Here is a 21,878-nt window from a genome sequence, read left to right on the forward strand (position 1 = left end):
CGTGCCCCACTACCTCGAGGACCTCGCCGCCGGACAGACCTTCACGACCCCGGGTCGCACGATCACCGAGGCGGACGTCGTGTCCTTCGCCTCGTGGACGAACGACAACAACCAGGTGCACACCGACGTCGAGTTCGCCGGCAAGACCCGGTACGGCCAGCGGGTCGTGCACGGGCTGCTCGGCACCTCGCTCTGCCTGGGGCTGATCGCACGGACCGGGGTGTTCGAGGGGTCGGCCGTGGCACTGCTCGGGATCGACCAGTGGCGGTTCACCGCGCCGGTGTTCATCGGGGACACCGTGACCTGCGAGGTCGAGATCCTGTCGACGCGCCTGACGAGCTCCGGCACGACCGGCATCGTCGAGCGGACGGTCTCACTGCGGAACCAGCGCGGCGACGTCGTGCAGCAGGGACGCATGGACGTGATGGTCCTGACGCGCGACGCCGCGATCGCCTGACGTCGCCCCGAGCACCCACCGAGTTCTCCGGATGGCAATCGTTGCGACGCTCTTTACAACGATGTACCGGCGCGGGAGCATGGACCCATGAGCACGCTCGACGGCACCGTGGCCGCACCTGACACCGCATCCGCTCCCGCACTCCCCCTCGCTTCGCGGCAGGACGGCACCTACCCCCGGCCGCAGATGCTCCGCACCGCGTGGGCTGACCTCGACGGCACGTGGTCCTTCCGGAACGACGGCGACGACACCGCCTGGCGCACCGGGTTCCCCGACGCCCGCGACATCGTCGTGCCGTTCCCGCCCGAGTCGGTCGCCTCGGGCATCGACGAGCCCGGCTTCCACCCGGTGGTCTGGTACTCCCGTGCGGTCACCCGCGCCGACCTCGAGGCCGCCGGTCACGGCACCGCCGCACCCCGACTGGTCCTGCACTTCGGCGCCGTCGACTACTGCGCCCGCGTCTGGATCGACGGCCAGTTCATCGGCGAGCACGAGGGCGGCCACACGCCGTTCTCGTTCGACGTGACCGACGCCCTCGCCACCGACCCCGACGCTGTCCACACCCTGGTCGTCCGCGCCGAGGACGACCCGCACGACCTGACCCAGCCCCGCGGCAAGCAGGACTGGCACGAGGACCCGCACGCCATCTGGTACCGCCGCACCACGGGCATCTGGCAGACCGTGTGGCTCGAAGCCGTGCCGACCGCCTCGATCGAGTACCTGCGTTGGACGAACGTCGACCACGCCACCGTCCGCCTGACGGTCCGGATCGCTGGCGGCCGCACCGGCGGCGAGCGCCTGCGCGTCGTCGCCCGGTGGGACGAGCGCGACGAGCACCTCGCCACCGTCGAGGCCACGCTCGGCGACACCTCGGACGAGTTCGACGTGGTCGTGCCGATCGCGCGCCAGACGAACGGGCAGGCCGAGGACGAACTGCACTGGACCCCGGACGCCCCGTGCCTGGTCGATGCCACGGTCTCGCTCCTCCCCCGTGCCGGCACGACGCCGATCGACTCCGTCGCGTCCTACTTCGGGCTCCGCACCGTCGGCGTCGACGGCGGCACCTTCCTGCTGAACGGCCGCAGCTACGACGTCCGCAGTGTCCTGAACCAGGGCTACTGGCCGGACTCGCACATCGCCGCACCGTCGCGCGGAGCACTGCGCCGCGAGGTCGAGCTCATCAAGGAGCTCGGCTTCAACGCGGCCCGCAACCACCAGAAGATCGAGGACCCCCGGTTCCTGTACTGGGCGGACCGACTCGGCATCCTGGTCTGGGGCGAGGCCCCCGGCGCCTACGCCTTCTCGCCGCGAGCCGTCCAACGCCTGATGCGCGAGTGGATGGACGCCGTCGAGCGTGATGCCTCGCACCCGTCGATCGTCACGTGGGTGCCGGCGAACGAGAGCTGGGGCGTGCAGCACATCGCCACCGACCCGGCGCAGCAGGCCTACGCCCGGTCCCTGGCCGACGTCACGCGGGCGATCGACCCGACGCGTCCGGTGATCTCGAACGACGGGTGGGAGCACACCAACTCCGACATCGTCACGATCCACGACTACGAGGGTGCCGGCGACGCCCTCGCCCGCACCTACGCCGACGACGCAGCACGCACGGCGCTGTTCACCCACTTCGGCCCGTCGGACCGCTGGGTGCTCGTGGGTGGCGCGCAGGACCTCGGCCAGCCGGTGATGCTCACCGAGTTCGGTGGCGTGAACTACCAGCCGGGTGCACAGCGCGAGGACGGCTGGGGCTACACCTCGGCCACCGACGGCGACGACTGGGTCACCCGCATCACGGCACTGTACGACGCGATCCGGGCGAGCTCGTTCCTGGCCGGCTCCTGCTACACGCAGCTGACCGACACCATGCAGGAGACGAACGGCCTGCTCAACGCCGACCGCTCCCCGAAGGTCCCGATCGAGCAGATCCGTCGCGCGGTCACCGGTCGCTAGCCGGGAGGCCCGCACTTCGTGTGCAGCAATGGTCGGGTCCGGCAGGTGGACCCGACCATCGCTGCTCACGATGAGGGCAGGTCAGCGCGCAGCCCGACGCACGGCCGCCCGCTGGCGCGGGCCCGAGCCCTGGTCTGCGAGGATCGGGCGGGTGACGAGCGTGGCGGAGACGAGCCGGGCCTCCCGGTCGGGGGTGCGCAGCCTGCTGACCGGACCCCGCAGCGCGTGGACCGCGCCCCTGCTCATCTGGGCCGCCTCGCGCCTGGTGAGCACGCTGCTGCTCGCCACCATGTACGTGCTGGCGACCGCGAACGACTGGACGTTCGCGTCGTACCGGCAGGACCCGTCGTTCTTCACCTTCTCCGGATCGTGGGACGCCTCGTTCTACCGGACCATCGCGGAGCACGGGTACCCGGCCACACTCCCCCTCGACGATGCGGGTCACGTCGCGCCGAACGCCTGGGCGTTCCTGCCGGTGTTCCCAGCCATCGTGCGGGCCGTCATGACGCTGACGGGTGCGTCGTTCTGGGTCGCGGGCGTGCTCGTCGCGACGATCGCGGGTGCCGGCGCCTGCGTCCTGCTGTACCGGCTCGTGCTCGCGGTGGGCTGCTCGCACCGGGCCCGCTGGGCCACCGCACTGTTCGCGTTCGCGCCGACCGGGTTCCTGCTGCAGGTCGCCTACGCCGAGAGCCTGCTGCTCGTGCTGCTGTTCGGAGCGCTGCTGGCGCTGGTCCGACGGCGGTACTGGCTGATCGCGCCGCTCGGGGTGGTCGCGGCGTTCACGAAACCCGGGGTCCTCGCGTTGGCCGTGGCGCTGGCCGTGCACCTGGTCGTCCGGTGGGTCGGGTCCCGCCGGTCTGCTCGACCTGCCGAGCTGTTCCCGTGGCGTGACCGCATCACGATCGTGGCGTCCGGGCTCGTCGTCGCGGCGGCGGGTCTGGCCTGGCCGGTGATCGCCTCGGCGGTGACCGGGCGGCCGAACGCCTACCTGGACACCGAACTGTCGTGGTGGGTGGGGTTCGTCGGGCGACAGCACTTCGCCCCGCTGACGCCGTGGTTCACGATGGCATCGACGTGGCTCGGACCGCTCGGCATCGTGCTCGTCGTCGCGGTGCTCGTCGGCGCGGTGTGGTTGTTCTCGCGCAGGAGCACCAGGGCCCTGGGCACCGACGTGCTCGCGTTCACGGCGTCGTACGGGCTGTACCTGGTCGCGGTGTTCCTGCCGCAGCAGTCGTTGCCGCGGCTGCTCATGCCGATGGCGCCGTTGCTCGGGTCGGACGTGTTCGTGCGGACGCGGCGGCGAGCGGTGACGTGGCTCGTGGTCGGCGTGTGCCTGCAGCCCGTCGCGATCGTGCTGCTCTGGTTCCTCGGGTACCCCTGAGCGGCGGGCCGATGCTGCCGGCCTGTCGGGCTACGCGTCGAAGGTGTGGAACCAGGCGCTTCCGCCCGGGTGCTGCACCGTGATCATCTCGTCGAGGTCGCGGTACGGGCCGTCCTGGTTGTGGCTCGCCGACTTGATGCGGATGGTGCCGTCCGACTCGGTGAAGACCTCGGACACGATGGTGGTGTGGTCCGGCGAACCGTTCGCGTTCCAGTCGTAGAACACGATGTCACCGACCTTGACCTTGTCACGCTCGTCCGAGGAGCGCCGGGTGAGCCCGAACTCCGCAGCGTTCGTCTCGAGCCACGGGTCCATCGTCGGGCAGTACGTCCACGTGGCGCTGTGCTCGGCGCCGGCGGCCCGGTTGTACCAGTCGGAGCGCTGCTCCCAGCCGCGGGCGATGAGCGTCTGGCTGACGTAGTTCGCGCAGTCGCCGCCGATCGGGTTCATGGTGCCGTACTCGGACAGGTTGTAGTCCTTCCAGTGCGCCATCGCGTACTGGAGCTGCCGGTCGACGTCGGTCAACGCGGCGTAGGCCATCGACGACGTCGCCACCGCGGTGGACGCATCGGGCACCGGCGCTGCCGTGGGGGTCGGCGTCGCAGTGGCCGAGTCCTGCGTCGCGCCGGTCTGCCCGTCGTTCGCGGCGCTGCCGTTGCCGTCGGACGACTGGTTGGCGGACGGGGTCGGCTCGATCGACTCGGTGAAGAGCGCGACGGCGGCGTCACCGGCGGTGTACATCGCCTGGTGTGGAGCCGTGAAGGTGACCTTCGACTCGGTGGCCGTGACGTCGCGGGCAGCGACCCCGCCGACGGTGACGCCCTTGACCGCGGCGAGACCGGTGCCCGCGACGGTGACCGTGACGCCGCCGACGAGCGGGACCTGCGCCGGGGTCAGGGACTTCGCGGCGGGCTTCGGGGTGGTCGTGCTCGTGCCGCCCTCGGCGTTGTCGTCCGTGCCGCTGCTGCCACTCTTCTTGCCGGCATCGTCGCTGCCGGACGAGCACGCGGCGACCGCGAGCCCGATCCCGGCGACACCGGCGAGGGACAGGAGTGCGCGGCGGTTCATCGAGGCAGTCATGACACAGTCAGCGTAAGCGACGCACCTGACGTTCCGACACGGCATGATCGTCTCCGGGGGGCGAGCGTCCTCCGTGTCCGCACGGACGCTTTCGAGAGGATCAGCAGACCATGCCCGAGAGCCACGACTTCTTCGTCGCCACCGACCCCGAGACTGCTCGCGGTCAGGTCCGACTCGCCCTCAGCCGCGAGGGCTACACGGTGGACGACGCCGAACAGGGCGCGCTCCGGGCCACCCGCGGCAGCATGGGCCTGACGCTCCTCATCGGCGGTCTCGCGAACGACCGCACCTTCCACACCCGGCTCGACGTGCAGATCATGGTCACCGCGGACGGCCGCACCGTCGCTCGACTGCTGCGCGGCTCCGGCAAGTCCGCGATCAAGGGCGGGGCGATCGGGATCTCGCGTGGCAACCGCGCGTTCGAGCAGGCCGCGAACGCGATCCACACGTCCTTCGCGCGGACGGGTGTCCTGACGGACAGCTTCGCGAGCTGACGCGGTCGCCGCGGGCGCTGGCACGCGTTTTCCGACAGGACACCCGACGAACGACTCGTGGATCGTCGCGAACCGCGTGCGGCCTCGTCAGGAGCAGGACCAGTTGCGGTCGATCTCCGTCGAGCCGAACGGCGTCTTGTACTGCGTCATCGCGATCGGGCCACCGAGCAGCCGTGCGCCGGAGCATGCTGCCTGCGCCTGGTCGAGACGGCCGTCGCCGATCGCGATCCAGCTCGGCAGCGGCCGGAGCGGGCTCGTGGTCGGCACGGTGCCCATGATCGTGCGGAACTGGTACGAGGTCGAGTACACGCCGATCTGCGTGACACCGCTGCTCTTCAGGGCCGCGACCATGCCCTCGAGTGCCACCCGGTTCTGACCGGTGTCGCTCAGGTGGGACAGGCCGGTCTCGACGTCGAGCCACCAGCGGTACTGCCCCGGGTTGGCGACGCCCCGGGTGTTCGCTGCTTCGTAGGCCCTGGCGTAGCCGTACATGTACGAGCACGCCGACGTCGTCTTCCAGGTCGGCTTCGCGCCGGACTGTGCCGTGCACGTGCCGTACGGGTTCGTCACGGACTGCCCGTTCGGCGCGGCGTTGGACGTCGGCCAGACCGATGCTGCCGCTGCCCCGGGGTTGGCGAACAGCGCGTACACCTGCGTCTTCGGCTGCGCGGTGCCACCCGCCGATGCCGCCGCCCAGGACAGCTGCTGCTGCAGGCACGGGTTCGTGGTGTTGCCGAGGCTCGAGTTCACCCCGACGATGCTGAAGGACTGGTCGGTCGGCACGCTCTTGCCGCACTGCGGGTACGAGACGTCCACGCCCGTCCCCGACCCGCTGTTGCCGTTGAGGAAGTACCCCACGACGTCGACGTACACGGTGGCCCTGCCCGCGGACACCTTCGCCTGCACCTGCCCACCGGACGCCAGCGGCGCGATGAGCGCGTTGCCGATCGTCTGCCCCTTGGCGTAGATCTGCGTCGGCACGCTCGAGGCGAGCCCCGCACCGACGACGCGGAGCGATCCCCCGACGCTGCCGCCGCCGACCTTGGCGTTGATGACGGCCGCGGTTGCGTTGCGCGGGACACCCGCGGTCCCGGCGACGGTGACCTTCGTAGCGGTGGTGCCCGCTGCGACGGTCGCGGCGCGAACCGGGTGCGCCGACACGAACACGGATCCGTTGGCGTTCGGTGCGTAGTACCCGACGACGTCGGCGAGCACGCGCGCGGACCCGGAGGAGACCTTGGCCTGGACGGCACCGCCGGACAGCCGGACCGTCGTCGTGTTCGCGACGGTGGTGCCCTTGGAGTACATGAGCGAGACGACGCCCGCGTTGTTGCCGTACGGGGTGAGGCGCAGCCGGCCGCTCGTCGCAGGACGGGACACGTCGGCCTGCAGCACGACGGCGGTGGCGTTCGACGGCACGCCCGCCTTGCCCGCGACGACGATGCGCTTGGCGCCGGTGGTCACGGTGCCGTTCAGCACGTTCGTCGGCGCGAGCGGCGTGTAGGTCGACCCGGTGGCGCTGGTGCCGTACCAACCGGCGACGTCGAGGGCGACGGTCGCCTTGCCGGCCGAGACCTTCACCTGGGCCTTGCCGCTGGTGAGTCCGACCGTGGTGGTGCCGGAGATCGGTTGCGCCCTGGCGAAGTTCTGGATGGCGGGGCTGGCGGTGCTGCCGAACGGGGCGACGCTCACGTACGCCGCCGCGCTCGGGGAGGTCACGGTCGCCGTCAGCACGACCGCGGTCGCGTTCGACGGGATGCCGTTGCGACCGCCGAGCGTGACGGTCGTCAGCTTGCTCGTCGCGGTGCCGGACCAGGCTCGCGCGGGTGCCACCGGCGTGAACCTGCCGGTGGTCGGCGCTGCGGCGGACGCCGGTGCCACCGGGGCGACCACGAGCAGCCCGGCAGTGACGGCGAGCACCGTCCCGATCGATGCGATGGCAGTCCTGAAGCGCAACGTGTTCCCCCGTTCCCCGCGCCCCCTTGGCGCACCGGGAGTCTAGAACGATGCGCTCAGCAACACACCACCCCTGTTCGCGAACTGTGCACGACGACACAGTGGCGCAAGCCTGTGGAACTCAACGAACGCAGAACGGCCCGGAACCTGTCGGTTCCGGGCCGTTCTGCATTGCCTTGGTGGAGCTAAGGGGATTCGAACCCCTGACCTTCTCATTGCGAACGAGACGCGCTACCAACTGCGCCATAGCCCCAAGTGCTCGACCACACTAGCACCACCGTTCGGCCGATCCGAAATCGTGGACAGCCGGTCGGGCGAGCCGCGACTCAGACCGCGCGGCGCCGACGCATGATCGCGTCGAGGTCGGCCTGCTGGTACGCGTCGTCGTCCAGGACACCCATGCCGGCCCACTTGCTCGGCGGACCAGTCGGCGTGGTCGGCTCGTCCGGCGTCTCGGAGACGAGCTCCGGGACGGCGGGAGCACGGAGCCCCAGCCGTTCGGCGAGACGCCCCTGGTCGTGGGCGGACAGCGACGCGGCAGCTTCCTCGAGCTCGGGCCGCATGCGTGACACCCGGGCGAGCGACGGGTCGGCCTCGGCCGCTCGGATGGCAGCGGCTTCGGCATCCGCCTCCGCCTTGGCCTCGGCGACGCGCTCCTTGAGTCGCGCGGCGAGCTCGGCGGACGACTCCGGTGAGGCAGCGGGCGCTGTCGGTCGCTCCACGTACAGCGGCTTCGGCACCCGGTTCGGGGTCCAGCTGCGGTCCTGCGCGGGTTCTGCGGACTGCTCGGTCGTCAGCGGCGGCGCCGGGTCCGTCCACGTGCTCGCAGGCCGGGAGGCACGGGTCGCGCCCGCCTCGGCCGCCGCGACACGGGTCTTCCGTGCCGTCGCCACCTGGTGCAGCTGGGCCAGGACGGCTGCGGACCCACCCGCGGCGAGGAGCCCCGCGACACCGACGAGCCACAGGGCGGGTGCTGCGACGAAGACGACGAGCGCGACGACGACGCCGAGCGTGCCGAACAGGGTGGCTCCGAGCCGGGAGCGTCGCATGCGCATCGCGGTCAGTGCGGGCACCGACGACGCACGCTCGAGGACGGGGGCCTGCTCGGCGAGCCGGCGGGTGATCTCGCGCTGGCGTGCGGCCTCGTGGGCGCGGACGATGGCGGTGCGCTTCGCCTCTTCGGACCGGGCGACGCGCTGCGCCTCGGCCAGGGACTTCGCGTTCATCTCGACACGGACCTCGTCGGGCAGTTCAGCGGTCTGCGCCAGGATCCGCAGGGTCTGCTGCAGTCGGATCGCGTTGCGTTCGGTGGCCAGGTACTGGCGTCGGGCAGCCCACGACGGCATCAGGTAGACGAGCCAGAGGACGGCCGCGACGAGCAGGACGATGCCGCCACCCCACGAGCCGATTCCTGCCATGGGGACACGGTAGGGGCGGGGGTATCCCCGTCGCGTGATTGCGGAACGCGTGTTGCGCGTGTCGCGGCGGAATCCGTGGGACGTGCCACGGGCCTCCCGTCAGAGACGCGGCGTGGTGGTGATCGGCAGCGCCGCTTCGTCACGGGCCGCGAGCGGCACGGCACCGAGGCCGGGCGGCACCTGCCCGCGGACCCAGCGCTCGAGGACGCCCTCACGGACCTCTTCGGCGACGAGCGCGAAGCAGAAGTGGTCGCGCCAATCGCCGTTGATGTGGATGTACCGGCGGCGCAGCCCTTCGTACCGGAAGCCCAGCTTCTCGACGACGCGGAGCGACGGGGCGTTCTCGGGTCGGATGCAGATCTCGATGCGGTGCACGCCGACCGCGCGGAAGCAGTGGTCGACGGCCAGGGCGACCGAGATCGGGGTCACGTTGTGTCCGGCGGCGTCCTCGACGACCCAGTAGCCGATCGAGGCGCTGGCCAGCGACCCGTAGGTGATGCCGGAGACGTTCAGCTGCCCGACGAACCGGCCGTCGAGTTCCATCGCGAACGGCAGTCCGAGTCCCGCGCGGGCGTTGGCCTGGAGCGCGCGGATGCTGCCGCGGACGTCGGTGGAGACGTGTCCTGAGGGGTTCGTGGCCTCCCAGGTGCGGAGCCACGAACGGTTGGACGCCAGCGCGAGGTCGAGGTCGCGCGTGTCACGGAGCCGGAGGGGCCGGATGGTGACCCGCCCGTGGGACAGGGTCGGGATCGTCGTCATCGCTTGGTTCCTCCGGGATCCCGCCGCTGTGCGGGACGGGGTGTCCCGCCCGGGTCCGTGTGCACGGTCCCGGGCGGGATGGCCGACTCATTCGCCCGCGTTGAACTCCTTCAGCCACGACTTGAGGTCGGGGCCGAGGTCTTCGCGGTCCGAGGCGAGCTGCACGATCGCCTTGATGTAGTCGAGTTTGTCACCGGTGTCGTACCGGCGTCCACGGAACACGACGCCGTACACGCCGCCGGTCCACTCCTCGGCGCTCGCCATCTTCATGAGCGCGTCGGTGAGCTGGATCTCGCCGCCCTTGCCGGGCTCCTGCTTCTCGAGGACGTCGAAGACCTCGGGGCGGATGACGTAGCGGCCGATGATGGCCAGGTTCGAGGGCGCCTCGCCCTGCGGGGGCTTCTCGACGAGCCCGGTGATCTTCACGACGTCGTCGGTGTCGGTCGGCTCGACCGTGGCGATGCCGTACAGGTGTGTCTGCGACTCGGGGACCTCGAGCAGCGCCACGATCGTGGCGTTCTTCTCGCCCTGGACCTCGATCATGCGCTTGAGCAGCGGGTCGCGGGCGTCGATGATGTCGTCGCCGAGGAGCACGGCGAACGGTTCGCGGCCGACGTGCATCTTCGCGCGGAGCACCGCGTGGCCGAGGCCGAGCGGGTCACCCTGACGCACGTAGTGCATGTCGGCGAGGTCCGTCGACTGGTTGACCTTCTGCAGCTTCTCGTGGTCACCCTTCTTCTTCAGGGTCTCCTCGAGCTCCGACACGTGGTCGAAGTGGTTCTCGAGTGCGTTCTTGTTGCGGCCCGTGATCATCAGGACGTCGGTGAGTCCTGCGTCGACAGCCTCTTCCACCACGTACTGGATGGCTGGCTTGTCGACGACGGGGAGCATCTCCTTCGGCATCGCCTTGGTCGCGGGGAGGAAGCGAGTGCCCAGCCCTGCCGCTGGGATCACCGCCTTGGAAATCTGGAAGCCCATGCCCCAGACCGTATCCGATCCGGGTTTCCGGGGCATGTCATCGCTACTGGGGACACGGCATCAGCGCGTTTCCCGGCGGGAAGCCGCAACGGATGCGCTCGGTAGACTCCTGCGCATGATCGCTGATCTCGGGAACGAGAAGCGCGCCCTGCGAGCCGAACTCCGGCAGCGGCGGCGCACCCGGACCACGACGGAACGCGACGCGGACACCGCGGCGCTCACCGCGACCCTGCAGCGCTTCGCCGAGGAGCGCCAGGTCACCTCGTTGGCGCTCTACCTGTCGGCGTCGGACGAGCCGAACGTGCGGCCGTTCCTGAACTGGGCGTTCGCGCACGACATCCGCGTGCTCCTGCCGGTCACGCGCGAGGACGGGCTGCTCGACTGGGCGGTCGGCGACGGTGAGAGCGAGACCGAGGGAATCTTCGGCATGCCCGAGGTCGTCGGCGAGGTCCTGTCCCCGATCGCCATCAACGACGTCGACGCGATCCTCGCCCCCGCGGCTGCGGTCGGGCACGACGGCGTCCGGATGGGATGGGGTCGCGGCTACTACGACAAGACCCTCGGCTCCATGGCGAAGCGCCCGCCCGTCTATGCTGTGATCTTCGACGCGGAGTACCTCGACGAGGTCCCGCGCGAACCCCACGACGAACCCGTCGACGGCATCATCACGCCGTCGCGCATCATCACGTTCCGGAGCTGACGTGCCTACTTACTCGTACCGTTGCACCGAGTGCGACAACGCGTTCGACATCAAGCAGTCGTTCTCCGACGCCACCCTGACCGAGTGCCCGGTGTGCGGCGGTGTCCTGCGCAAGGTGTTCTCCCCCGTCGGCGTGACGTTCAACGGGGGCGGCTTCTACCGCACCGACTCCCGCCCGGCGCCGAAGTCCGAGGGCTCGTCGAGCACGCCGGCCAAGTCGGAGACGAAGTCCGCCCCGGCGAAGACCGAGTCGAAGCCGAGCACGCCGAAGCCCAGCGCCTCCTGACCACGAGCACTCCTCGCCGATAGGTTGAGGGGGTCGCCGTCCGGCGACTGTCCTCGACCGGAAGGAGTCCCGTGAAGGGCTTCAAGGAGTTCCTGCTCCGCGGCAACGTCATCGACCTGGCCGTCGCAGTCGTCATCGGTGCTGCGTTCACCGCGATCGTCACCGCGATCGTCACCAGCCTCATCAACCCCCTGATCGGCGCGGTCTTCAACGCGTCGAGCCTCGACAAGGCGCTCGTCTGGTCCATCCCGACGGTGTCCGGCGGAAGCGCGAAGATCCTGTTCGGCACGATCATCGGCGCGGTCATCAACTTCGTGATCGTCGCCGCCGTCGTGTACTTCGCCCTCGTCGTGCCCGTGAACCACCTGAAGAAGGTGGCGTTCGAGCGCGTCAAGAACGACGAGGAGCAGACCCCGCAGGACGTGCCCCCGACCGACGTCGAGGTGCTGCTCGAGATCCGCGACCTGCTCCGCTCCCAGAACGGCGTCTCCACGAGCACGGGGACCGGCGCGCACATCGCCCCGAACACCGCGCCCGAGGGCCCCGGCATCGGCGGCTCGACGAAGCTCTAGCGCGACCCGGAACCAGGTTCCGGACACGACACCACGGAGATCCGCGGTGCTGTGTCCGGAACCTGGGTTCGTTCGGGGGGGGGGGGCGTCAGGCGACGGGCACGCGGCGGCGCTTGGCGAACATCGCCGTCGCGTACTGGATACCCGCCAGGACGTGGCCCACGGTGCCGAGGTAGACGAAGACCAGTGCGACGACCCGCACCCACGGCGCGTTCTCGTCGACGGCGTGCACGGCCGAGAACAGCAGCACCGGCAGGCCCACGAAGAGCAGCGCGGAGCGGATCTTGCCGGTCCACGTGACGTCGAGGTCCGGGTTGCCGTGGAACAGCACGCTCGACAGCACCACGAGCACCAGGTCGACGAGCACGACGACGGCGACGACCCACCACGGCAGCAGGCCGGTCAGCACGAGCGACAGCACGGTCGCGATGATGGCGAGTCGGTCGGCGACGGGGTCGATCGCCTTGCCGAGCTTCGAGCCCTGGTCGAACTTGCGCGCGATGAAGCCGTCCGCCCAGTCGCTCACGCCGATGACGACGAGTGCGACCAACGCCCAGCCCGGGTGTCCGGCGACGACGAGCCACACGAAGACCGGGATCAGCAGCAGCCGGAACAGCGAGATCAGGTTCGGCCAGGTCTGCCAGTCGGGGCGCTCCCGCACGGTGTCAGTCATCGCAGGCCAGGCTACCTGCTACCAGTGGGGCGGGACGTCCGCCCGGAGACGGACATCGTTCTCGCCGGTTCCGTGCCGCGCCGGCTCCGGCGCGGGGGTGGGGTCCGAGCCCGGCACCGGCTGGGTGGTGACGCGTCTGCGGCGCCGCACCGGGCCTCCCGACAGGTCGTCCGTGTCGCGTTCCGGAGACGCTGACCGGACGGGAGGCGCGGCTGACGACGCGTCGTCGGCTCGCGTCCACGTGCCCACCAGCTGGTCCGTCTCCGGCGTCACCGGACCGGCGGGCCGGGAGGCCCGCCGACTCGGCCGGTCGGTCATCGGCGTGCGGGGCCGATGGCGGGCACGCGGGGATCGAGATCTTGCGTGTTCACCGGCGGGCGGGGATCGGGGGGATCGAGATCTCCTGCGTGGCGCCACGGTCGACACCGAGCACGGCGGCGACGGTGTTCGCGACGCGGTCCGGGTCGGAGAACAGCTGGAACGCGTGCACGCGGACGTAGTGCCAGCCGAGTCGGCGCAGGACCTCCGGGCGGAGGCGGAGTGACTCGCGCAGCGACCCCTTGACAAGCGACGCGTCGGTCTCGATCGTGACGCAGACCCCGCCGTGCGCGGCCACCAGGCCGAGCTTGCCGCGGTGCCCGAGTGCGACCGGGATGCCGCGCATCTCGAGTCGGCGGGCCAGGTCGACGAGCAGCGGGTCGGAGTCGTCCGGCACGTACTCGGCGGTGGTGCGCGCACGCACCTCGGCCAGGATCTCGGCGAGGGCGACGGTGCCGTGGCCCATGCGCTCGGCCTCGATGTCGGACGGCTGGAAGCACGTCACGATCACCATCGAGCGGCGCGCACGGGTCATCGCGACCGCGAGCAGCCGCTCGCCGCCGGGCTTGCCGAGCGGACCGAAGTCCCGCAGGACGCGGCCGTGCGGGGTGCGGCCGTAGCCGATGGAGAACACGACGCGGTCGCGGCTCTGCGCGACCGACTGCTCGAGCGTCGCCACGATGAACGGCTCGGCGCGGTCGCCGATGACGAACTCGGTCAGGTCCTTGTGGCCCTGCGCCGCGGTCAGCACGGCCTGCTCGACGCGCACGGCGTGCTTCGCCGAGGCGGTGATGACCATGAGCGACTCGGACGGGCGGGTGCGGGCGTGGTCGATGACGAGGCGGACGACGCGGTCCACCTCGGCGTCGACGCTCTCGACGGCGCCGGACTCGGGGTCCGGCACGGCCTTGCCGTCGCTGACGTAGTCGAGCGCGATCGAGCCGTGCCCGAGGAACGAGCCTGCCCACGGCAGCGACTCGATCTTGCCGCCGTAGAAGCGACGGTTCACGAGCTCGGCCAGGTCCTCGCCGCCGGCGCGGTACGACCGCGAGAGCGACAGGGTCGGCAGCAGCGTGGAGAGCTTCGCCAGGGCGGAGTCGGCGTGGAAGGCGTCGAGGGTGCCCTCGTCGACCTGCAGCGCACGGTGCTCGGGGTCGACCGCGATGCGGAACGGCGACGGCGTCTGCGTGACCGGGTCACCGAAGACGACGGTCTGGCGCGCACGACGGACGGCTCCGACGGTCTCGGCGATGGTCACGGCGCCGGCGTCGACCAGGATCACGGTGTCGAACGGCATCGTGTCGGCGATCTGCGACACCTCGTACGGGCTCGCGAGCCACACGGGTGCGATCGACCGGGACAGGTGCGGTGCGGAGTCCTGGAGCAGCCGCGAGGTGATCGCACCCTCGCGCAGCTGGGTCTTCAGCGCCGTGGCCTCTTCCGGCCAGTCGACGAGTCCGACCTTCCAGTTCTCGGCGAGCTGCCACGCCAGGCCCTGGGAGACCCCGGCCGCGTGGGCGTCGTCGACGAGGCGGAAGTCGGCCTCGACCCGGTCGAGCATGTCGGTGTTCGCGCCGAGCAGCGCCCGGTCGGACTCGAGCATGGTCTCGAGCGCGGACTGCCACCAGGCCAGTTCGAGCTCGGCCGGCACCTGCAGGTCCGGCACGTGCCGGTTCGCCAGGTCGGTGATGAGCGGCTCGAGCTGCAGGTCGCGCAGGGTCTGCATGAGCTCGGTGCGCTCCTGCAGGTTGTGCAGGACGTCGGACTCGGCCGCGAGCTCGGCGATGGTGGGGACGAGCTGGTCGACCGGGGTGTTCGCGAGCTGACGGTCGCGCTCGGTCCGGCCGAGCGGCTCGTCGAGGCGCGCGAGGTCCTCGGCGACGTTCGAGAACAGCACCTGCACGTCCGCGATGCCCGTGGGCACCTCGGGGTTCACGCCGGCGGCGACGTAGCGCTGCCAGAGCACGCGCTGCTGCTGCACCCGGGTCAGGGCCTCGTGCAGGTCGGAGACGTGCACGCCGGGGCGGACGTACTCGCGAGCGAGCTTCTTCAGGCGACGGCGGTTCGTCGACGACATCGGAGCGCCCTCGCCACGAGGGGCGGTGGCGGCGACGAGCTCGGACACCGAACGGTCGAAGACCACCGGCAGGAAGCGGTCGAGGGTGTCACGGATCTCGGTGAGCAGGCGCAGGTAGATGCCGAGCTCGTTGATCGTCGTGAACTGGCGCATGTGCGTCGAGCTCACCAGGTCGTGCGCCCGGCGGAGCAGCGTCGGCAGCCCGTCGGAGTCGAGGTCCTTCGCGATGCGGTGGGCGCGCTGGGCACCGTCGCTGGTGGAGAACTTCGCGCCGTACCAGGGCGAGTCGTCGGGGCCGTAGCGGAACTCACCGAGGTTGGCCGCGCTGACCATCGTCTCGGCGACGCGCGAGCGCCCCTCGACCATGGACGCCACGGACTGCTTCGACAGCCGCGCGGTCGTCGACGGCGGGACCGGCAGGAGCGACAGGCGCGAGAGCTCGACCAGGCAGTCGAGCACCGAGACGCCGAAGTCGGCGTCCTTGCGGGTGAGCGAACCGCGGTAGTCCTTCAGGACCTTGCGGAGCCGGACCAGGGCGTCGTCGACCTCGCGCAGGTTCGGACGGGCCGCCTTCTCGTTCCGGGCGATGGCACGGACGACGTCGCGGCGCAGGGTCGACGGCGTGACCGCGACGCCGGGCAGCTGGACCTCGCCGAAGCGCGCCGCGATGCCCCGCAGGGTCGCACGGCGCGGGCTCACCACGAGGACGCGCTTGTTCGCGGCGACCAGACCGCCCAGCGCGTTCACGATCGTCTGGGTGCCGCCGGTGCCGGGCAGGGTCTTGACGACGATGGAGTTGCCGGCCGCGATCTGCGCGATCACGTTCTCCTGCTCGTCGTCGGCGTCGAGCAGCAGCGTGTCGGTCTCCGGGCTGCGCTCGTCCGACGGGGTCTGCTCGACCGGGTGGTACGACTGCTCGACCTGCCACTTGGCGCTCGGGTTGCCGGCCAGGGCGTCGAGCACGGGGTGGGACAGGTCGCCGGTGTCCTCGACCAGACCGGTCGCGACCTCGGCGAACGTGGAGACCACGAGCCGGGCGTGCACGGAGAAGCCGGGGATGTGCGCGGTGAGGCCACGCAGGCGGTCGATGACGGGGTTCGGGGTGAACGAGCCGTCCTGCTGCGCGAGCGCCACGAAGGACTGCGCGTCGAGGATGACGCCGAACTGCTCGTGCAGGGCGTCGGCGAGACCCGGGTTGAGCACGGGTTCGCCGAGGAGCCGGACCTCGAAGTCACGGCCGTGGCGGCGGATCGCCAGCGGGCGCAGGAGCACCGGGCCGCGGAACTGCTCGTCGCCGTGCTTCCAGTCGGCCATGCCGATGCCGAGCTTCACGGCGTCGATCCCACGCACGGTGGCGAGCTCGGTGCCCTTCGCCTCGACCTGGCCGGCGGCGACGCGGGCGGCACGGAGCGCCACCTCGTCGCGGATCAGGCTGGACAGCAGGGTGGTCTTGCCGGTGATGAACTGGGCGAGGCCGCCCGGGTGCGTCGTCGACAGTTCGATGCGCGCGCGGGGGTGGTCGCTGAAGTGGGTGAGCGGGCTCGTTCCGCCGACGCCGGTGAGCTGGCCGCGCCAGCCGTCCCACGTCGGTTCGGCCGCGTTGCCCGCCTGCAGCCGGGGATCGCCGAGGCTGATCGCCTGCGGGCTGGTCAGCTGCAGTTCCGGGCGGAGCGTGCGGTCCGGTTCGTCGTCGGTCCGGTCCTCGTCCACGTCCTGCTGCTCGTCTCGGTCGTCTCGCTCGTCGCGGTGGTCGCGCTGACCGCGGTCGTCTCGCTCGTCGTCGGGGCGCTCGTGGGCACCCTCGACGGGGACGTCGTCGTTCACGTCGTCCTCACCGTCGGTCACCCTGTCCGCTCGCCACACATCCGACACTGTAGGCGGGAACGAGCGCCCTCTCTGGCAATGAACCGAGGTTTCGGGGTTTCCGGTGCACGGTGAAGCGCTCAGGGTCCGCGCCCGACGCGCCCGATGTGGTACCAACGGGGCATGGCCATCGACGACCGCACCACCCCGTCCGCCCCCACGCCGAACCGGCGTCGATCGGTCCCCGCCGAGATCTCCCGCTCGTGGCTGCTCGTCTCCGGCACCGCGACCGACCGGTTCGAGAAGTCCCAGCGGTCCCGCGCCGACCAGATCATCCTGGACATCGAGGACGCCGTCGACCCCGCCGCCAAGCCCTCGGCACGGCAGGGCGTCGCCGCGTGGCTGGCCGGAGGCGGCGAGGCCTGGGTCCGGATCAACGACGTCACGACCGACTTCTGGGCCGACGACGTCGAAGAACTCCGCGGCCTGCCCGGACTGCAGGGCGTGATGCTCGCGAAGACCGAGTCCCCGGCCCAGGTCACCGACACGTGGCACCGGCTCGGCGGCCAGACCCCGGTGATCGCCCTGGTCGAGTCGGCGCTCGGCATCGAGGAGTCCGTCTCGATCGCGCGGGCCCAGGGCGCGTTCCGGCTGGCGTTCGGCTCCGGCGACTACCGCCGCGACACCGGCACGAGCGCCGACACCCTGGCGATGGCGTACCCGCGGTCGAAGCTCGTCGTCGCCTCGCGCGTCGGCGACCTGCCCGGCCCGATCGACGGCCCGACGGTGGGGTCGTCGCACCCGATCCTGCGCGAGCAGTCCCAGGTCGCGGTGTCACTCGGCCTGACCGGCAAGCTCTGCCTGGACACCGAGCAGCTGCCCGTCATCAACGAGGTCATCTCCCCCACCCCGACCGACGTCGCCTGGGCGCAGGACTTCCTCGACGACTTCGAGGCCCGCGGCAAGGTCATCCGCGACGGTTCCGACCTGCCCCGCCTGGGTCGGGCGCAGAAGATCCAGCGGCTCGCACAGGCGTTCGGCGTGGAAGCGCGGTAGGACTGCTCCCATGACCTGGTCCAACGTCCCCGGCGGTCCGCCGCAGTCCTCGCCCGGCCCCCAGGACCCGCAGCGCGCGGCCTGGGAGCACAGCGGCACCACGTTGTTCCCGCCGGCGAGGCTCGCCGACCGGATCTCGACCGTGCTGCTGCTGGCCTTCGGCGCCGTGATGACGATCGTCACCGCCGTCGTCGGCATCATCGCGGTCATCTCGGCGACCGCGACCTGCGATGCCTCGGCCGGGTGCTCGCCCGGCGGGTACATCGGCGGCACGGCCATCGCGGTCGGCGGCGCGTTCGTGATCGGCGTCGCCACGATCGTGCTGGCGATCGGCGCGTGGATCCGTCGGAAGTCGTCGTGGTGGATCGCCGCGGTCGGCTTCGTGCTCGCGATCGCCGTCATCACGTGGGGTGGGGTCGTCTTCGCGAACGCCGCCGACGACGAGACCGCGTCGTCCTCGGTGTCCGCGAGCGCCTAGCCCCGTCGCGCACCACTTCTCCGACAGGACACGAGGTGATCACCTCGTGTCCTGTCGCGTTGTGCGTGCGCACAGTGCGCGGGTCCGACAGGGCGTAGCGTCCACGGCATGGTGACGGTGTCGCGGACGACGGTCGCGGTGGTCGGTGGTGGCCCCGCCGGTGTCGTCCTCGGCCTGCTGCTCGCCCGGGCCGGCATCGCGGTGCGCGTCATCGAGCAGCACGACGACTTCAACCGGGACTTCCGGGGCGACACCGTGCACGCCTCGACGATCCGGCTGCTCGACGAGCTCGGCCTCGGCGACCGCTTCCGGGCCCTGCCGCAGTCACGGCTCGACGACTTCTCCCTGCCCATGCCCGACGGGTCACGGCTGCTGCTCGGCGACTTCTCACGGCTCGACCCCCCGTACGACCACGTGGCGATGGTGCCGCAGTGGGACCTGCTCGACCTGCTCGTGACCGCTGCCCGGCAGGAACCGTCGTTCGACATCGCGATGGGCCGCGCGGCGACCGGGCTGATCGAGGAGAACGGTGTGGTCACCGGGGTCCACCTCCGCCCATGCGACGGCAGCGGCGAACCCGAGGAGCTCCGCGCCGACGTCGTGATCGCGTGCGACGGACGGAACTCGGTCCTGCGCCGGGCAGCGGGGCTCGTGCCACGGGCGTTCCCGGTGCCGTTCGACACCTGGTGGTTCCGGCTCCCCCGTCGGTCGGGCGACGCGGCGAGCGCCCTGACCCCCGCGTTCTCGGGCAACGACGTGCTGCTGAGCTTCCCGCGGCCCGACTACCACCAGGTCGCGTACTTCGCTCCGAAGGGCTCGGACGCGGCGCTGCGGGCTGAGGGGATCGACGCCTTCCGGGAGCGGGTGGCGCGGCTCCGTCCGGACTTCGCCGACCGGGTCGACGCGATCGGGTCGATGGACGACGTGCACGTGCTCGACGTCCGGATGGACCGGTTGCGGCGGTGGTGGCGGCCGGGGCTGCTGTGCATCGGCGACGCGGCGCACGCGATGTCGCCCGCGGGCGGGGTGGGGATCAACCTGGCGGTGCAGGACGCCGTGGCGACCGCGGGGATCCTGGTCCCGTCGTTGCGGCACGAGCTCCGAGGTGCAGGGCTGGACGGTGCGTTGGCCGCGGTGCAACGCCGCCGGAGGCCGCCGGCAGTGATCGTCCAGTCGGCGCAGGCCGTGCTGCACCGCGTCGTGTTCGAGCGGGCCTTCGCCGGACGACTGCAGGACGGGCCTCCCCTGCTGCCCGTGCTGCTCGCCCGGTACGTGCCGCCGTCGCGGGGTCTCTACGCCCGGGGCATCGCGTTCGGGCCGCTTCCGGAGCACGCGCCGAGCTGGGCGCGGCGCTGAACGGAGCGGGCGCGGTGGACGGGACCGGACGGCGGACGGGAGGCGCGGGGCGGGGCCGCCACGGGCCTCCCGGTCGGCGGGTGGTCACCACCACTGCGCGACGCACCCTGTGCGCGACCGCGCACCCCCGGCGCATGCTGGGGCCATGAAGCAACGAGTCATCGGAGACGTGTCGGTCAGCGCCATCGGTCTGGGCGGGATGCCCATGTCGATCGAGGGGCGCCCCGACGAACGACAGTCCATCGCGACCATCCACGCCGCGCTCGAGAACGGTGTCACGCTCATCGACACCGCGGACGCGTACCACCTGGCCGCCCACGACGAGGTGGGGCACAACGAGGAGCTCATCGCCCGGGCGGTCCGCGAGTTCCACGGCGACACCGAGTCGATCCTCATCGCCACGAAGGGCGGACACCTGCGACCGGAAGCTGGCGCCTGGGCGCAGGACGGCCACCCGGAGTACCTGAAGCAGGCGGCGAAGGCGTCGGCGAAGCGCCTCGGCGTCGAGGCGATCGGCCTGTACCAGTTCCACCGTCCGGACCCCGCGGTGCCCTACGCCGAATCCGTCGGCGCGCTCGGCGAGCTGCTCGACGAGGGCGTCATCCGGATGGCCGGCATCTCGAACGCAGACCCCGACCAGATCCGGACGGCGAACGAGGTCCTCGACGGACGACTCGCCTCGGTGCAGAACCAGTTCTCGCCGAAGTTCCGGTCGAGCGAGCCGGAACTCGAGCTCTGCGACGAGCTCGGGATCGCGTTCCTGCCGTGGAGCCCGCTCGGTGGCATCGCGAACGCCGCCGACCTCGGCACCGCCTACGAGGACTTCGCGTACATCGCACGCGACCGTGGCGTGACCCCGCAGGTCATCGCGCTCGCGTGGGAGCTGCAGAAGAGCGACGTGGTCGTCCCGATCCCCGGGGCGTCGCGGCCGCAGTCGATCCTCAACTCGCTGACCGCACCGACCGTGAAGCTGCGGCCGGAGGACGTCGCCCGTCTGGACGCGTCGCAGCCGGCGGCCGTCTGAGGCGGCGTCGTCCTGCCGCTCCACGGCGCGTGGCGACGCCCCGCAGTTCCGGTCGGAGCTGCGGGGCGTCGTGGTGTCGGGGCCGGGTGTGGCGACTAGTTGCTCGGGCAGACCGCCGAGACCTCGTTGAGCGAGGACTGCACGTCGGTCTGGGCGTCCTTCGCCTCGGCGGAGTCGCTCGAGCCGCTGGAGGTGAGCGCCGAGGCGTACGCCTTCGCGTCCTCGGTGAAGTCCTCGAAGGCGTCGTGGACGTCGTCGTTGGTGACCTTCGGCAGTGCCGCGTCGAGACGGTCGGTGAACTCGCCGACGAGCTTCGCCCGCGCAGCGGGGTCCGCCGGTGCCGAGGAAGACGTCTGCTCGGCGATGAACGACTTGAGCTCGTTCTCGACCAGGGTGCACGCCTCGGCCTTCGTCTGCGCGGGAGCGGCGGCCGAGGTCTTCGACGGGGCGGACGTCTTCGACGTCTCCGTCGAGGCGCCGTCGTCGGACGAGCCGCCGTCGCTGGACGAGCCGCCGGAGCAGCCCGCCAGCAGCGCCACGGCGACGAGCGCCGTGGTCACCGCGGTGAGGGTGCGGCGCATCAGGAGTTGCACTCCTTCTGGAAGGCATTGCCGGCGTCCTGCACCTTGGTGCTGGACTTCGTGAGCGCCGAGACGTCCGCCGACTGCGGGTCCTTCGCGATGTCCTCGATCTGGTCGACGAGGTCGCCGTAGGCGTCCTCGAACGCCTCGCCCTTGTCCTGCAGGGCGTCGTCGGACAGGTCGTCGACGCCGTCGGAGATCTTCTCGTCGAGCTCCTTGAGCTTCGTGACGGCGGCGTCCGGGTCGGACTGCAGGTTCGCGGCTTCGGACTGCACGCCCTCGGCGGCGGACTTGACCGTCTTCTCGAACTGGGTGCACTGGTCGGCCTTCGACGGCCCGGTCGAGCAACCGGCGAGCAGGGTGAGCGCGAGGCCAGCGGTGGCGAGCGCGATGAACTTGTTCTTCGGCATGGTGGAGAGTCCCCCTCGATCGGTCCGCACTCCCCCGGATGAGGTGCAGATCCGTCATCGAGCGTACATGC

The 21,878-nt window shown here is 71.1% G+C and carries 20 protein-coding genes and 1 tRNA gene; 11 read left to right on the forward strand and 10 right to left on the reverse strand.

Annotated elements, in window-relative coordinates; all coding sequences use genetic code 11:
- Position 1 precedes the first annotated feature (1 nt).
- The 3 genes from EDF23_RS12905 (at position 2) to EDF23_RS12915 (ending at position 3,788) form a co-directional block, all read left to right on the forward strand.
- Complete coding sequence (locus tag EDF23_RS12905) at positions 2 to 457, forward strand: MaoC/PaaZ C-terminal domain-containing protein (protein ID WP_123293369.1); 456 nt, start codon at positions 2 to 4, stop codon at positions 455 to 457.
- Between the two features lie 87 nt (positions 458 to 544).
- Positions 545 to 2,407, forward strand: coding sequence for a glycoside hydrolase family 2 TIM barrel-domain containing protein (locus tag EDF23_RS12910; RefSeq protein ID WP_131921869.1), 1,863 nt, complete (start codon positions 545 to 547; stop codon positions 2,405 to 2,407).
- Between the two features lie 151 nt (positions 2,408 to 2,558).
- Positions 2,559 to 3,788, forward strand: a complete 1,230-nt coding sequence (locus EDF23_RS12915) for a hypothetical protein (RefSeq protein WP_207895500.1) — start codon at positions 2,559 to 2,561, stop codon at positions 3,786 to 3,788.
- 30 nt (positions 3,789 to 3,818) lie between these two features.
- On the opposite strand, the gene EDF23_RS12920 is transcribed toward EDF23_RS12915, so the two are convergent.
- The gene (locus EDF23_RS12920) at positions 3,819 to 4,868 is read right to left on the reverse strand and encodes an amidase domain-containing protein (protein WP_243648918.1); all 1,050 of its coding nucleotides are present in this window, start codon (positions 4,866 to 4,868) and stop codon (positions 3,819 to 3,821) included.
- 110 nt (positions 4,869 to 4,978) lie between these two features.
- Between EDF23_RS12920 and EDF23_RS12925 the strand changes: the two genes are divergently transcribed.
- Positions 4,979 to 5,362: a hypothetical protein gene (locus tag EDF23_RS12925; RefSeq protein WP_131921870.1), complete on the forward strand. Its 384-nt coding sequence runs from the start codon at positions 4,979 to 4,981 to the stop codon at positions 5,360 to 5,362.
- Between the two features lie 87 nt (positions 5,363 to 5,449).
- On the opposite strand, the gene EDF23_RS12930 is transcribed toward EDF23_RS12925, so the two are convergent.
- The 5 genes from EDF23_RS12930 to galU form a co-directional block, all read right to left on the reverse strand.
- Positions 5,450 to 7,282, reverse strand: a complete 1,833-nt coding sequence (locus tag EDF23_RS12930) for a hypothetical protein (RefSeq protein ID WP_131921871.1) — start codon at positions 7,280 to 7,282, stop codon at positions 5,450 to 5,452.
- A gap of 213 nt (positions 7,283 to 7,495) precedes the next feature.
- A tRNA-Ala gene (locus tag EDF23_RS12935) sits at positions 7,496 to 7,571 on the reverse strand.
- Positions 7,572 to 7,644: 73 nt separating this feature from the next.
- Positions 7,645 to 8,736, reverse strand: a complete 1,092-nt coding sequence (locus EDF23_RS12940) for a hypothetical protein (protein ID WP_131921872.1) — start codon at positions 8,734 to 8,736, stop codon at positions 7,645 to 7,647.
- A 99-nt stretch (positions 8,737 to 8,835) separates the two neighbouring features.
- Positions 8,836 to 9,495, reverse strand: a complete 660-nt coding sequence (locus EDF23_RS12945; RefSeq protein WP_111086296.1) for a GNAT family protein — start codon at positions 9,493 to 9,495, stop codon at positions 8,836 to 8,838.
- Positions 9,496 to 9,582: 87 nt separating this feature from the next.
- Entirely contained in the window at positions 9,583 to 10,473 is an 891-nt protein-coding gene (galU, locus tag EDF23_RS12950; RefSeq protein ID WP_111086297.1) for a UTP--glucose-1-phosphate uridylyltransferase GalU, read from the reverse strand.
- Positions 10,474 to 10,588: 115 nt separating this feature from the next.
- Between galU and EDF23_RS12955 the strand changes: the two genes are divergently transcribed.
- The 3 genes from EDF23_RS12955 (at position 10,589) to mscL (ending at position 12,031) form a co-directional block, all read left to right on the forward strand.
- Entirely contained in the window at positions 10,589 to 11,173 is a 585-nt protein-coding gene (locus EDF23_RS12955) for a 5-formyltetrahydrofolate cyclo-ligase (RefSeq protein WP_131921873.1), read from the forward strand.
- Position 11,174: 1 nt separating this feature from the next.
- Complete coding sequence (locus tag EDF23_RS12960; RefSeq protein ID WP_131921874.1) at positions 11,175 to 11,459, forward strand: FmdB family zinc ribbon protein; 285 nt, start codon at positions 11,175 to 11,177, stop codon at positions 11,457 to 11,459.
- A gap of 71 nt (positions 11,460 to 11,530) precedes the next feature.
- Positions 11,531 to 12,031 (forward strand): large conductance mechanosensitive channel protein MscL, encoded by a 501-nt coding sequence (gene mscL / locus EDF23_RS12965; RefSeq protein ID WP_131921875.1) that lies wholly within the window; start codon positions 11,531 to 11,533, stop codon positions 12,029 to 12,031.
- Positions 12,032 to 12,119: 88 nt separating this feature from the next.
- Here the strand turns inward: mscL and EDF23_RS12970 are convergent, their stop codons facing one another.
- Together EDF23_RS12970 and EDF23_RS12975 are read right to left on the reverse strand one after the other, a co-directional pair.
- Positions 12,120 to 12,704 carry a CDP-alcohol phosphatidyltransferase family protein gene (locus tag EDF23_RS12970; protein WP_131921876.1) on the reverse strand — a complete coding sequence of 195 codons (585 nt, stop codon included), beginning with the start codon at positions 12,702 to 12,704 and terminating at the stop codon, positions 12,120 to 12,122.
- Between the two features lie 367 nt (positions 12,705 to 13,071).
- On the reverse strand, positions 13,072 to 16,944 hold the full coding sequence (locus EDF23_RS12975) for an ATP-binding protein (RefSeq protein WP_131846099.1): 3,873 nt from the start codon (positions 16,942 to 16,944) through the stop codon (positions 13,072 to 13,074).
- Between the two features lie 141 nt (positions 16,945 to 17,085).
- Here EDF23_RS12975 and EDF23_RS12980 point away from each other — a divergent pair, with 141 nt between their 5' ends.
- From EDF23_RS12980 to EDF23_RS12995, 4 genes are all read left to right on the forward strand, one after another.
- The gene (locus EDF23_RS12980) at positions 17,086 to 17,958 is read left to right on the forward strand and encodes a CoA ester lyase (RefSeq protein WP_111086303.1); all 873 of its coding nucleotides are present in this window, start codon (positions 17,086 to 17,088) and stop codon (positions 17,956 to 17,958) included.
- Positions 17,959 to 17,968: 10 nt separating this feature from the next.
- Positions 17,969 to 18,436, forward strand: coding sequence for a DUF6264 family protein (locus EDF23_RS12985; protein WP_131921877.1), 468 nt, complete (start codon positions 17,969 to 17,971; stop codon positions 18,434 to 18,436).
- Positions 18,437 to 18,544: 108 nt separating this feature from the next.
- The gene (locus EDF23_RS12990; RefSeq protein ID WP_131921878.1) at positions 18,545 to 19,792 is read left to right on the forward strand and encodes an FAD-dependent oxidoreductase; all 1,248 of its coding nucleotides are present in this window, start codon (positions 18,545 to 18,547) and stop codon (positions 19,790 to 19,792) included.
- Between the two features lie 145 nt (positions 19,793 to 19,937).
- A complete protein-coding gene (locus EDF23_RS12995) occupies positions 19,938 to 20,816 on the forward strand; it encodes an aldo/keto reductase (RefSeq protein WP_123936812.1) in 879 nt (292 codons plus the stop codon).
- A gap of 95 nt (positions 20,817 to 20,911) precedes the next feature.
- Here the strand turns inward: EDF23_RS12995 and EDF23_RS13000 are convergent, their stop codons facing one another.
- A complete protein-coding gene (locus tag EDF23_RS13000) occupies positions 20,912 to 21,397 on the reverse strand; it encodes a hypothetical protein (protein ID WP_131921879.1) in 486 nt (161 codons plus the stop codon).
- Positions 21,397 to 21,807 carry a hypothetical protein gene (locus tag EDF23_RS13005; protein WP_123936814.1) on the reverse strand — a complete coding sequence of 137 codons (411 nt, stop codon included), beginning with the start codon at positions 21,805 to 21,807 and terminating at the stop codon, positions 21,397 to 21,399. Before EDF23_RS13005 ends, EDF23_RS13000 begins: the two co-directional genes overlap by 1 nt.
- Positions 21,808 to 21,878: the final 71 nt, after the last annotated feature.

The sequence above is a fragment of the Curtobacterium sp. PhB128 genome (assembly GCF_004340725.1).
Lineage (GTDB): Bacteria > Actinomycetota > Actinomycetes > Actinomycetales > Microbacteriaceae > Curtobacterium.